This window comes from Ralstonia sp. SET104 (assembly GCF_003851545.1).
Lineage (GTDB): Bacteria > Pseudomonadota > Gammaproteobacteria > Burkholderiales > Burkholderiaceae > Ralstonia.
Map to the genome: position 1 here is coordinate 132,375 of NZ_BHVX01000008.1, position 12,715 is coordinate 145,089.

Genomic DNA, 12,715 nt, shown 5'->3' on the forward strand with positions numbered 1-12,715 from the left:
CAGGTCTCAGACCACTTTGGAGTAGCGCGGGACGAAGGTGACGGGCTTGCCCTCCGCCTCGACCGCGCGCTCGGTGCCAGCGGCGCGCAGATGCGCATCAAACACCATGGCGATGCGCCGCACCAGCAGCCGCCCCTGCGGTGTGATGAGAATGCGCTCGTCGCCCACCTGCAGCAGCCCCGCTTCTTCCAGCGGCTGCAGCGCCTGAAGCTCTTCAGCAAAGCTGCGCTTGAAATCCAGCCCATGGCGCGCGCCGAATGCGCGCATGTCCAATTCAAAGCCGCACATCAGCTCGCTGATCAGCGCGCGGCGCACGTGGTCGTCCGGCGTGAGCGACATGCCGCGCAGCACGGCCAGCTCGCCGGCGTCGATGCGGGCGTAATACGCGTCGAGATCTTTCTCGTTCTGTGCATACACATCGCCCACGCGGCTGATGGCGGACACGCCAAAGGCCAGCAGATCGCAATCGGCGTGCGTGGAATAGCCCTGGAAATTGCGCTGCAGCCGCCCTTCGCGCTGCGCGATGGCGAGCGCATCGTCGGGGCGTGCGAAGTGGTCCATGCCGATGTACACGTAGCCTTCCGCGACCAGGCGTTCGACGGTCATTGCCAGCAGATCGAGCTTTTCGTCAGCGCTGGGCAGCGTGAGCGCGTCGATGCGGCGCTGCGCCTTGAACAGGTGCGGCAGATGCGCGTAGCTGTAGACGGAGAGCCGATCGGGCGCCATCTCCAGTACGCGGTCCAGCGTGGCGTTGAAGGTCTCGGTGCGCTGATACGGCAGGCCGTAGATCAGATCGAAGCTGATCGACTCAAAACCCAGGCGCCGCGCCGTGTCGACCACGCGCCGCGTCTGTTCCACGCTCTGGATGCGGTGGACGGCGCGTTGCACGTCGGGGTCAAAGTCTTGAATGCCCAGGCTCGCGCGGTTGAAACCGATCTCGGCCAGCACTTCGAGCGTGGCGTCATCGGCGTGGCGCGGGTCGAGCTCGACGGAGATCTCGCCGTCGCGGGCCAGGTCGAAATGCTCGCGCGTGGCGGCCATTACGGCACGCATCTCGTCGTGTGCAAGGAACGTGGGCGTGCCGCCGCCCCAGTGCAACTGTGTCACGCGACGCAGCGGGCCAATCTGCCCGGCCACCATCGCCATCTCGCGCGCGAGGGTTTCAACGTAGCGTGCGCTGCGCGAGTGGTCTTTTGTGATGACCTTGTTGCAGCCGCAGTAGTAGCAAAGGTTCGCGCAGAACGGCAGATGCATGTACAGCGACAGCGGCGCATGCAGCGCGGGCGCAATCGCGGCGCGGCGGTGCAAGGCGTCGAGGTAGTCGGCGTTACCGAACTTGTTGTGAAAGCGGTCTGCCGTCGGGTACGAGGTATAGCGCGGGCCGTGCGTGTCAAAGCGCTGCGCGAGCGCGCGCACCTGCGGCGCCGACCAGCGGAAGGCGGTGTCGTTTGCGGCGGACGGATCGTCGGCCGGCTTGGCAAAGGGGAACATGGGGGCGGTTGTAGCGAGGGCGATGATGCATCGTAGAGCGATGGAATCTGCGCCGCGTTGACGTGTGTCAACGCCCGTCAACGTGGGTTCAAACGCGTCGATCCCTCCGTCAGTAGGGGGCTAACTTCACCGATCTGTCATGTTCCGCCCTCTAACATCGATGATCGGCGTCGTGGCCCTGTTGCTCACCATGCTTGGGCCGTCAGAACAACACAACAGCGCACGCCATCGATTCGCCTTTTGGGGGAAGCACCATGTGGCAGACACTGGCACGCCGCTGCGCGTGTGCATGTGCACTGGCGTGCGCGGCCGCTGTGACGCTGACGGCGCATGCGCAAGGCACGTCGTTCGTCGTCGGACAACTGATCGAGCGCGGCGGGGACCAAGCCGACTACGCACGCGACTTCATGGCCGGCGCCAAAGTCGCGTTCGATGCCGCCAACCAGAGCGGCGGCATCAAGGGCCGGCCCATCAGCCTGGTCCGGCGTGAAGTTGCGCAGAACGAGGCCGTACCGCAGGCCATCGACATGATCGAGCGCGACCGCGTGGAGGTGCTCTTCGGTGTAAGTGAGCGCCTGCTGCCCGCGCTGGCCGCGTCACCGGACATCGCACGGCGCAATGTGCCGCTGCTCGCACCGCTTTCGGGCGCGACGTCTGCCTCTGACAACGTCTTGTTCATCCGCCCCGACTACGACCATGAAATCGTTGCCGCGCATCTCAGGCTGCGGCAGTTCGGTATGCGGCGGATCGCGCTGGTTACCGCTGCGGGCTTTGATCCGCAGCTTGGTGCGCGGCTGCGCAGCACGCTGGCCAAGGGTGCGGCGACGGAAACGCTGGACCTCTACACACTCGCCGGCGATGCGGGCGCGCTTGCCGCGCGCATTGCGCCAACCAAACCCACGGCAGTCATCGTTGCTGGCGACACCCTCACCTACGCCACCGTCGGGCGCGCGCTGGCGCAGCAGGGTTGGTACGGCTTTCTGGTCGGGCTGTCGTCGGTCAACCCGCAGGTCGCGCGGGAGATTCTGGGCACGGGGTACAGCGGTGGGTTGCTGCTCGCGCAGACGGTGCCGAACCCGGCCAGCGGCAACACCAAGGTTGCGCGCGAGCATATGGCGCGGATGAAGCAGTTTCTGGATGAGCCCCCCTCTGCCGCGACGCTGTCAGGGTATATCGCCGCGACGTATTTGATTCAGGCGATCAATACGGCTGGAGGGAGGGTGGCAGGGGCTGAACTGCGGCGGGCGTTGCAGACGCGGATGGATGTGGGTGGATTCACGTTGGACTTCACACGCGGGAATCGCGGTAGTGAATTTGTGGATCTGACCTACATCCAGGGGGTGAGGGATTGATTGGGGCGCTGCGGTTTTCCGCCTGTTCGTCGCCGGCAGAGGTACGAAATTACTGACAGGCCCCAGGGCCCCAACGGTTCAACTCGCCGCTGGCTTTTCCCCAGTCAGCAAGTAATGCATCAATTCCCGCACGGGCCGAATCGCCTGACCAAACGGCAACTTCCCGGCGCCGCGGAAGAACAAGCCACGTTCAACATCTCCCCGCAGCGCCTGGGCCAGTTTCAAATCAATACAAAACTGCCCCACCTTTCCAATCCCATCCCGTAGTCCGCAGGTTTGCAGGCAGTCGAACCCCTGCAGGCAATCCCGCACCTTGGCCTTGGCCTGCAAGGCACTCTCCCGCGACAGATAGCGCGACAACCAGGGTGTCATGACCGCGCGTGCGGGTAAGCCCGCCACGCTGACGAACTCGCCGATATCCCCCTGTTCTGCGCCGGTCAGCACCCGCTTGAAGCGCACGTGCGCATCGCCCTCTTCCGTCACTGCAAACGCGGTGCCGAGCTGCACGGCGGCTGCGCCCTTGTCGAGCCAGTGCTTCACCTTCGCATGCGAATCAATGCCACCCGCCAGGATGATCGGAATCTGCTCGGCGGCCAGCCCCAGCTTGACGAACAGTTCACGGCATTCATCCAGCACGCGCGCAAACGAGAACCGCTCGTCGCGCAAATCCTCAATGCGCGCCGCACCCAGGTGCCCACCGGCGTGGGTCGGGTGCTCGATCACCACCGCATCGGGCAACCGCGCCTTCTTCATCCATCGTTTGAGCACCACGCCCACGCCGCGCGAGTCGGAAAGAATCGGAATGAGTGCCACCTTCGGATGCTCCGCCGTCATCTCCGGCAGATCGAGCGGCAATCCCGCGCCCATGACGATCGCATCGGCGCCGCTCTCGCACGCCTGCCGCACCAGCGCCGCGTGTGATTCCACCGCCTTCATCACATTTACGGCAATCATGCCGTTGCCCTGGCTGCCTTCACGCGCGGCGCGGATTTCGCGGTCCAGCGCGACGAGGTTGGCGGCGTTGATGGCGTCTTTGTCGCGCGACTTTTCAGTGGCGGCCAGCAGGTCTGCATGGTGATGCCGCAAATCGATACTGGCGATAGTGCCGACGCCGCCCTCGCGCGCCACGGCGCCGGCCAGCCGGTGCGCCGAAATACCCACGCCCATCCCGCCCTGCACGATGGGCACGAGGCTGCGCCCCGCGAGTGTGAACCGACGCTCCAGCATGACAACTCCCTCAGCGGCTTTACCGCAACGCAATAGAAAATGGGTTCGAGCGTCGCATAAGTGAAACGCGGCCGCGTTGCGCCAGATCAAGGCCGGGGATATCGGTGCACATCGCTGCACATGCGCCACGTGCGCAGTTGATATTTTTTCAGCGATTTGAGGGGGTGTAGGAATCACAAAGGCCGGCAATCTGTCTCTTCTTGTCAGAAGTTCAGCTTGATTCTTGAACCCAGAGGGCATGAACTCTAACGTGAAAAAGCACCCATTCCGGTGCGATTAAAACTTCTTGGAGAGGCTTATGAAATCGATTGAAATCGACGCCGTCGTTAAAAAGGCAGTGGAGAAGATCAAGGATACTTATTCACGAATTTACGCATCATGCAATGTTCCTTGATGAGTTGCGGTATGGGCACTACGCATATGCGGAAATTCTGAAGCGCTCCACATGGGCCCGTTCGGCCATCCTGAACGTTGATCGCCCACTGGATAAGGTTTTGCATAGCACTGTTGTTGCTGTGGAAGTGTTGCTATGGAGGAATGCGCATCTCGGTCATCCCGTTCAGTCTCGCGTTCATCCTCCGACGGATGTTCTTATCGAGCAAGTGAGTTCCTCCATTGCCTCTATGGAGGCGTCCGTTCAGCAGAATCAGGCGGTCTTTCAGCCGCGAGCCCTTGCATTGCTTGCCAACGCGAAGCGGGTGATGGCCAATGTTTTCGGTCGCCCATCGACCGAAGCGACACATCGGCATGAGGGCGCGATGCCCCTCCCTGCGAGCACCCTCTAACATGGAAAATGTGTTAACACGCGAAACGTCCACTGAGCCTACGTCTGTGTGCGGTGCCGCAAGCGCACGCTCAGGGGACTCGAAAACACGCATTGTTCTTTTCCACGCCTCCGCTTATGTCGCGCTTGCCCTTGTTGTTCTGCATCAGGGCGTCGTGGCTAGTTCAACCATCTTCCTAACAAGGGTCATCGAGCAATTCCAATCGGGCCATCCATACGCGACGAGTCTCGCACTTTATCTTGCAGCAATGGCATTCCCTTACTTGCCGGGATGTGCGTCATTTTTGTTCCTGCAGCGATGGATTAACAATGCCCATCAAGATTTTGTTGCGCTTGTAGTTCGCAGAATGAAGGACAGTACCGGCCAGTATCGACACGAGAAAGTGCGTGAGCGCGTGACTGCCATCTTGGCGCGTAATGCATTTCCCGTTTTGAAGGACTACATTTCATTCATCCATGACCTGGCAAGTTTCACGCTCAACAGTGTACTGAGCATATCCGTGATCAGTTTCCTGCTGCCGACCGATCTCTTGGTCGGATACGGGGTGAGCCTCGCTCTATGCTTTGTCATCATCGCTGCGTTGCGCGGAACAGTTTCGCGAGCGTCATCGGCGTATGAAAACCGGTACCTGGACTACTCCACCGTGCTAGATGTGGGATGGCAAAACCTGACGATTGGAAACCGGCATAACGCTGCTGTATGGCAAAACAGAAGAGAAGATGCTGGGCAATCGTTCTATGCTTCCGCCAACAGTTTGGAGGCAAGGAAACAAATTAGTAATGTGCTGCTGGCTGCGACGTCGTTGGCGCCGACCATCTACCTCGTATTGGCGATTGTGCGTGATAACGCTGCAAGTCCGCCGGTGATTGCGGCAGTTATTGTTAGCTTGACGAGAATATTTCTGATAATTAATTCCTTAAGCGCGCTTGTTCACAAGGCTTTGGATTTGTCGGCTGTGCAGTCTCGGCTTAATGTTTTATTCTCCGTGAGGGATAGTATTTCTGAAGAGGCCCTTCTTGATCCTGGAACTATCGGGCAGATCAATGTAAATGGGGTGGCGATTTCAGGGAAGACCGATCTGCTTGATTATTTCTCTGCAGTTGCGAATGGAAGGTATCGAATTACAGGGCCCAACGGCAGCGGTAAATCGACGGCACTTATGGCGCTTAAACAGGAGTACGGGACTCAGTGCGTCATGTTGCCGGCCAATCTTACGGGCTTGATGTGGCTCGCGGACGGCAAGAATTTGTCTACCGGGCAGCGAACAGTGACGTGTCTCCAAGAAATTCTCCAACAAGATGATGTGAAGTACGTCCTGCTCGATGAGTGGGACGCAAACCTCGATTCGAATAACGCGTCGGCGGTCGATGCCATGTTGGACGGGATTGCAGAGCATAAGGTGATCGTCGAAGTTCGACATATAAGGAGGGACTGATGAACGGAAACGAGCTGGCCGAAGCACTGTTGCCCGAGGCGGATGGGATCACGTTGCCCCCATCCTCCAGAGCCTGCTGGACAAGGGACTGGTTGGAAAGGCTTCATGTGACGTTCGGGTCTCTGCCAAGGCTGGCTCAGGCGTGATCCCGTGAGATGAACAGCTAGATTAAGGGGCGTTTCTGGTGCGCAATCCTGCACATTGCATGCGGGTTCCGACTGAAATGACCGCTTGGCCCCGTCACCTGTCGGGTTTTCCTGCTGGCAACGCTGGCAGCCCTGTGCTTAAATTCAGCCTCGTTGGATGAAACAGGGGTGCCGTACGGATGGGCCGTGCGGCTGAGAGAGTCCCTTCGCACCCGATCCGGTTCGTACCGGCGTGGGAAGTTTCTACAGAACACCGCGCAGTCTCTGGCAGCCACCCTTCTGGGTCACGCCACCTCTCCCGGTTTCGTCCACCGCCTGCTCCACCAGGCCACAGAATCAAGGACGAGACCATGCCCCAAGCCAAAAACGCCCCCGCCGCCTCATTCGACTCGCTGCAGTCCGAGCTCGACCAGAAGTTCGCCTATCCGGCCTCCAGCAAGACCTACATCGCAGGCAGCCGAGCAGACATTCGCGTGCCGATGCGCACCATCAAGCAGACCGCCACGCGCACCGACAAGGGCGAGATGCTGAACCCGCCCGTGCCGGTGTACGACACGTCGGGCCCGTACTCCGACCCCGACGTGCACATCGACCTGAAGGCCGGTTTGGCCCCGCTGCGCGCCAAGTGGATCGAAGAGCGCGGCGATACGGAAATCCTCTCCGGCCTGTCGTCCGAATACGGCCAGACGCGTGCGAATGACCCGGCCACGGCGCACCTGCGCTTCTCGCACATCTCCAAGCCGCGCCGCGCCAAGGCTGGCGCCAATGTGAGCCAGATGCACTACGCGCGCCGCGGCATCATCACGCCGGAAATGGAATACGTCGCGCTGCGCGAATCGCTGAACCTGCAGGCGCTGCAAGACAAGCCCGAGTACCGCCAACTGCTTAAGCAGCATCCGGGCTTCTCGTACGGCGCCAACCTGCCGCAGCGCCCGGAAGACATCACGCCGGAATTCGTGCGCGCAGAAATCGCCGCCGGCCGCGCGATCATCCCGGCCAACATTAACCACACGGAACTGGAGCCGATGGCCATCGGCCGCAACTTCCGCGTGAAGATCAACGGCAACCTCGGCAACTCGGCGGTCACCTCGTCGCTGGCCGAGGAAGTGGAAAAGATGGTGTGGGCGATCCGCTGGGGCGCCGACACGATCATGGATTTGTCCACCGGCAAGCACATCCATGAAACGCGCGAATGGATTCTGCGCAACTCGCCGGTGCCCATCGGCACGGTGCCGATTTATCAGGCGCTGGACAAGACCGGCGGCGTGGCCGAAGACCTGACGTGGGAGATGTTCCGCGACACGCTGATCGAGCAGGCCGAGCAAGGCGTTGACTACTTCACCATCCACGCGGGCGTGCTGCTGCGCTACGTGCCGCTCACGGCCGACCGCATCACGGGCATCGTCTCGCGCGGTGGTTCGATCATGGCCAAGTGGTGCCTGGCGCATCACAAAGAAAACTTCCTGTACACGCACTTCGACGAGATCTGCGAAATCATGAAGGCGTACGACGTGTCGTTCAGCCTGGGCGATGGCTTGCGCCCCGGTTGCATTGCCGACTCGAATGACGCCGCGCAATTCGGCGAACTGCACACGCTGGGTGAACTCACCAAGAAGGCGTGGGAGCACGACGTGCAGGTGATGATTGAAGGCCCGGGCCACGTGCCGCTGCAGCGCGTGCAGGCCAACATGGACGAAGAGCTGAAGCACTGCTTCGAAGCCCCGTTCTACACGCTGGGCCCGCTGGTGACGGACATTGCGCCGGGCTACGACCACATTACCAGCGGCATTGGCGCGGCCAATATCGGCTGGTATGGCACCGCCATGCTTTGCTACGTCACGCCCAAGGAACACCTGGGCCTGCCGGACAAGGAAGACGTGCGCGAAGGCATCATCACCTACAAGATTGCCGCGCATGCAGCGGACTTGGCTAAGGGCTGGCCGGGTGCCCAACTGCGTGACAACGCGCTGTCCAAGGCGCGCTTTGAATTCCGCTGGGAAGACCAGTTCAACCTCGGCCTCGATCCGGAGAAGGCACGCGCCTTCCACGATGAAACGCTGCCGGCCGAGGGCGCCAAGATCGCGCACTTCTGTTCGATGTGCGGTCCGAAGTTCTGCTCGATGAAGATCACGCAGGAAGTGCGCGACTACGCGGCTTCGCTCGACGCCAACGCCACCACCGCCGCGGTTAACGCAACGGCGGGCATGGAAGAGAAGTCGATCGAGTTCCGCAAGAGCGGCAGCAAGATCTACAGCTAACCTCAACCGGTGCAATGTCAACTTCAACGGCTTTTGATGTAACGATCCTCGGTGGCGGCCTTGCTGGCCGCCTGTGTGCCTGGCAACTCGCGCAGACGGGGGTACCGCCCGCGCGCATTGCCGTGGTGGAGCGCGGCGCGCGCGATGGCAGCGGTGCTGCTGCGTACGTGGCAGCGGCCATGCTCGCCCCGCTGGCCGAAGCCGCCGTGGCGGATCGTTTCGTCGTCGACTTGGGGTTGGCAAGTCTGGCACTGTGGCGCGATTGGCTGCCCCGGCTGCGCACGCCGGTGTTCTTCCAGGAAGCCGGCACGCTGGTGGTGTGGCATGCGGCAGACCGCGGCGAGGCATCGCTGTTTGCCAACCACGTGCGAGCCGCCGCGCCCGCCGAGCGCGTTGCCGCCGATTTGCGCGCGGTAGACGCCGCTGGCATCGCCGCGCTGGAGCCGCTGCTCGCGCAGCGCTTCACGCAGGGCCTGTATCTGGCGGGCGAAGCTCAGCTCGACCCGCGCACTTTGCTCGATGCGCTGGCGACGGAACTGGAAATGCTCGGCGTGCAGTTGCGCTGGAACACGGAGGTCACCGATCCGAGCCCCGATGCACTCGCGGCCAATGGCCTGGGCGCGCGTCTCGTGCTCGATTGCCGTGGGCTGGGCGCCAAACCGCAATGGCCGCGTCTGCGTGGCCTGCGTGGCGAGGTGGTGCGCATCCATGCGCCCGATGTATCGCTCACGCGGCCCGTTCGCATGCTGCATCCGCGCTATCCGCTGTACATCGCGCCCAAGCCAGGCAACGTCTACGTGATCGGCGCGACGGAAATCGAATCCGACGACATGTCGCCCGCCAGTGTGCGCTCCACGCTGGAGCTGTTGTCTGCTGCCTATGCTGTGCACCCCGCCTTTGGTGAGGCGCGTGTGCTGGAGCTGAACACGCAGTGCCGCCCAACGCTGCCCGACCACCGCCCCGCTATCCGTTGGGATGGTGCGAGCACGCTGTCGGTCAACGGTCTGTACCGGCACGGCTACATGATCGCGCCCGCCGTCACGCAAGCGGCGGTGGCGGTTGCGCGTGAACTGTTGGATGGCCGTGCCATGGATGCGAACAACGACGCATGGCCCGAACTGTTCGCTGCGAGCCGCATGTCGCCAAACCGGCCCGAACCTGTTTTGTCATGACGCTGAACGTCACCCTCAACGATCTGTCGCTCGCGCTGCCCGCTGGTAGCACGCTGGCGGATGCCATCGCTTTCGTCACCCAGGCGGGCGCACCGCAACTGCAGATCGCGCCGCCGTTTGCTGCCTCCGTGAACGGTGACTTCGTGCCCAAGACGCGCCACGCGCAGCATGCGCTCAACACAGGCGACCGCATTGCGCTGGTGCAGCCTGTCGTGGGCGGCTAGGAGTTTTTGATGACCACTACGAATCTTTCCGCGCTCGCTGACCCGCTGCGCCTGTACGGCGAAACCTTCGCCTCGCGCCTGCTGCTCGGCACGGCGCGCTATCCGTCGCCGCAATCGCTGGAGGATGCGGTGCGCGTGTCCAACCCGGCCATGCTGACTGTCGCGCTGCGCCGCCAGAGCGCGGGCTCGCCCGAAGGCGGCGCGGGCTTCTGGAAGATGCTGCGCGAGCTGGGCGTGCCCGTGCTGCCCAACACCGCCGGCTGCTATTCCGCCGACGAGGCTTATACCCTCGCGCAGATGTCACGCGAAGTGTTCGAGACCGACTGGATCAAGCTCGAAGTCATCGGCGACGACTACACGCTGCAGCCCGACACACTCGCACTGCCTGCCGCTGCCGAACGCCTGATCCGCGATGGCTTCAAGGTGCTGCCGTATTGCACCGAAGACCTCGTGCTGTGCCGCCGCCTGCTCGACGTCGGCTGCCAGGCGCTGATGCCGTGGGCCGCGCCCATCGGCACCGGCCGCGGGCCCACCAACCCGTATGGCCTGCGCTTGCTGCGCGAGCGTCTGCCCAATGTGCCGCTCATCGTTGACGCAGGCTTGGGCGTGCCGTCGCACGCCACGCAGGTGATGGAATGGGGCTACGACGCCGTGCTGCTCAACACCGCCGTCGCACAGGCGGGTGACCCTGTGGCAATGGCGCAGGCGTTTGCGATGGCCACGCAGGCCGGCCGCCTTGCGCGCTTGTCCGGCCCGATGCCCGAGCGTGATGTTGCACAGGCCAGCACGCCCGTTGTCGGGCTCCCGTTCTGGCATGCCGAGGAGAAGCAGGCATGAGCATGTCTGCGTTGCGGTTCTCTGCCGCGTGGCCCGAGGCGGCTGCCCTTGCCGCGCAGGTCATTGATCGTCACGCCGAAGCCTTCGGCCGCGCGCCGCACGCCTGGAGCGTGACTGACCGCGCCGATGAGGCGACCACCGCCACCACCGTTCTACTGACCGCCGACGCCACACAAGCCGACCGCGCCCGCACGGCTGGCGCCGCTGTCGTGCTCGCCGCAACGGAAGGCGACCAGCGCATCGACACCGTGCACGACCGCCTCGGCACGTATCGCTTCACTTCCGCTGCCCAAGGCGATGCGCTCGGCGCCCGCTTTGTCGCCATCTTCGGCGCGGCGCTGGCGCTGGCCTTTGAGCCGCGCGATGCGCTGTGCGTGGCGCGTGCCTGGGTCGCCGAGGCCAATGCAGACGGGCTGACGTGGCCTACGTGCTTTGATGCCCTGCCGCGCGTGCTGGAACCGGCGTTGCCCTGTCCGGTGGCGGCGGATCTCGCCTTCGCACCGTGCCCGACGCAACTCGGCATCTACGCCGTCGTGCCGGATGCCGAATGGGTGGCACGCCTTGTCGCGCTCAAGGTGCCGACAGTGCAATTGCGCTTCAAATCCGACGACGTGCAAGCCGTGGCAGACCAGGTGCGCCGCGCAGAAGCCGCCGCACGCGGCAGCAGCACGCGCCTGTTCATCAACGACCACTGGCGGGTGGCGCTGGACGTGCATGCAAGCGTGCTCAACAGCGGCATCTACGGCATCCATCTCGGACAAGAAGACATCGACGATGCCGACCTGAGGGCGATCCGCTTGGCAGGTTTGCGTCTGGGCATCAGCACGCACGGCTACGCCGAAATGCTGCGCGTCGCCCCGCTCAACCCGAGCTACCTTGCGCTGGGCGCCGTGTTTGCCACGCCCACCAAGACCATGCCAACCGTGCCGCAGGGCCTGGGCCGGCTGTTTGCCTATGCGGCCGCCATGCGCACGCGCGTGCCGGCGCCGCCGCTGGTGGCCATCGGCGGGATTGATCTGGCGGCGATGCCGCGCGTGCTGGAATCGGGCGTCGGCTGCGTAGCCGTGGTACGTGCCATCACCCAGGCGGAGGATGTGCAAGCCGCCGTCGACACGCTGCAAGCGACGTTCGCGGCGCACGTGCGCGGCTGACACGCGAGCCCGATCGGGCTGACCTATCCTGTTCGTGCACCGCTGCGGCCTTTGCTGTGGCGGTACCCCACACCACGCAGCAGGAGAGAAGACATGGCGGTCAAGCCCATCCCCGAGGGTTACCACAGCGTCACCCCGTACCTGAGCATCAAAGGCGCCGCACGCGCGATCGACTTCTACAAGCAAGCCTTCGGCGCCACCGAAATCATGCGCATGCCCGGCCCCAATGGCACCATCGCGCATGCTGAAATCCGCATCGGCAATTCGCCCATCATGCTGGCCGATGAATTTCCCAACATGGCCTGCGCCAGCCCCGACACGTTGCAGAGCACGTCGGTCGGGATGATGATCTACGTGCCCAACGTCGATACCGTGTTTGCCAACGCGCTCAAGGCCGGCGGCACGGAGGTCCGCCCGGTGGTGGACCAGTTCTACGGAGATCGCTCCGGCACGCTCAAAGACCCGTTCGGCCATGTGTGGACCGTATCCACGCATGTGGAAGACGTCGCGCCGCAGGAGATGGCCCAGCGCATGGAGAAGTGGACGAAGGAACAGGCTGGCAGTGCGGCTTGAACCTGTTTGCCCAAAAGGAAAGCGCGGACCGAGATCCGCGCTTTTTGCTTTCCATACCAGCGTT

General features: G+C 63.1%; 11 protein-coding genes and 1 riboswitch. Of the genes, 9 read left to right on the top strand and 2 right to left on the bottom strand.

Annotated elements, in window-relative coordinates:
- Window positions 1-6: 6 nt before the first annotated feature.
- Window positions 7-1,491: an oxygen-independent coproporphyrinogen III oxidase gene (gene hemN, locus PSUB009319_RS12570; RefSeq protein WP_124382561.1), complete on the bottom strand. Its 1,485-nt coding sequence runs from the start codon at window positions 1,489-1,491 to the stop codon at window positions 7-9.
- 254 nt (window positions 1,492-1,745) lie between these two features.
- Between hemN and PSUB009319_RS12575 the strand changes: the two genes are divergently transcribed.
- Window positions 1,746-2,843, top strand: coding sequence for an ABC transporter substrate-binding protein (locus PSUB009319_RS12575; protein ID WP_124382562.1), 1,098 nt, complete (start codon window positions 1,746-1,748; stop codon window positions 2,841-2,843).
- Window positions 2,844-2,921: 78 nt separating this feature from the next.
- Here the strand turns inward: PSUB009319_RS12575 and PSUB009319_RS12580 are convergent, their stop codons facing one another.
- Complete coding sequence (locus tag PSUB009319_RS12580) at window positions 2,922-4,070, bottom strand: nitronate monooxygenase family protein (RefSeq protein WP_124382563.1); 1,149 nt, start codon at window positions 4,068-4,070, stop codon at window positions 2,922-2,924.
- A gap of 308 nt (window positions 4,071-4,378) precedes the next feature.
- Between PSUB009319_RS12580 and PSUB009319_RS12585 the strand changes: the two genes are divergently transcribed.
- The 8 genes from PSUB009319_RS12585 (at window position 4,379) to PSUB009319_RS12620 (ending at window position 12,651) form a co-directional block, all read left to right on the top strand.
- Window positions 4,379-4,855 (top strand): HEXXH motif-containing putative peptide modification protein, encoded by a 477-nt coding sequence (locus PSUB009319_RS12585; protein ID WP_124382564.1) that lies wholly within the window; start codon window positions 4,379-4,381, stop codon window positions 4,853-4,855.
- 1 nt (window position 4,856) lies between these two features.
- Window positions 4,857-6,290, top strand: a complete 1,434-nt coding sequence (locus tag PSUB009319_RS12590) for a hypothetical protein (RefSeq protein WP_260392973.1) — start codon at window positions 4,857-4,859, stop codon at window positions 6,288-6,290.
- 300 nt (window positions 6,291-6,590) lie between these two features.
- Window positions 6,591-6,692, top strand: a riboswitch (TPP riboswitch).
- 94 nt (window positions 6,693-6,786) lie between these two features.
- Window positions 6,787-8,694, top strand: a complete 1,908-nt coding sequence (gene thiC, locus PSUB009319_RS12595) for a phosphomethylpyrimidine synthase ThiC (protein ID WP_124382565.1) — start codon at window positions 6,787-6,789, stop codon at window positions 8,692-8,694.
- Window positions 8,695-8,708: 14 nt separating this feature from the next.
- Window positions 8,709-9,866 carry an FAD-dependent oxidoreductase gene (locus tag PSUB009319_RS12600; protein ID WP_124382566.1) on the top strand — a complete coding sequence of 386 codons (1,158 nt, stop codon included), beginning with the start codon at window positions 8,709-8,711 and terminating at the stop codon, window positions 9,864-9,866.
- A complete protein-coding gene (locus PSUB009319_RS12605; protein ID WP_124382567.1) occupies window positions 9,863-10,090 on the top strand; it encodes a MoaD/ThiS family protein in 228 nt (75 codons plus the stop codon). The genes PSUB009319_RS12600 and PSUB009319_RS12605 overlap by 4 nt, the downstream gene beginning before the upstream one ends.
- 9 nt (window positions 10,091-10,099) lie before the next feature.
- Complete coding sequence (locus PSUB009319_RS12610) at window positions 10,100-10,927, top strand: thiazole synthase (RefSeq protein WP_124382568.1); 828 nt, start codon at window positions 10,100-10,102, stop codon at window positions 10,925-10,927.
- Window positions 10,924-12,078 (top strand): thiamine phosphate synthase, encoded by a 1,155-nt coding sequence (locus PSUB009319_RS12615; protein ID WP_124382569.1) that lies wholly within the window; start codon window positions 10,924-10,926, stop codon window positions 12,076-12,078. Before PSUB009319_RS12610 ends, PSUB009319_RS12615 begins: the two co-directional genes overlap by 4 nt.
- A 93-nt stretch (window positions 12,079-12,171) precedes the next feature.
- Window positions 12,172-12,651, top strand: coding sequence for a VOC family protein (locus tag PSUB009319_RS12620; RefSeq protein WP_124382570.1), 480 nt, complete (start codon window positions 12,172-12,174; stop codon window positions 12,649-12,651).
- The last annotated feature ends 64 nt before the right edge of the window (window positions 12,652-12,715 follow it).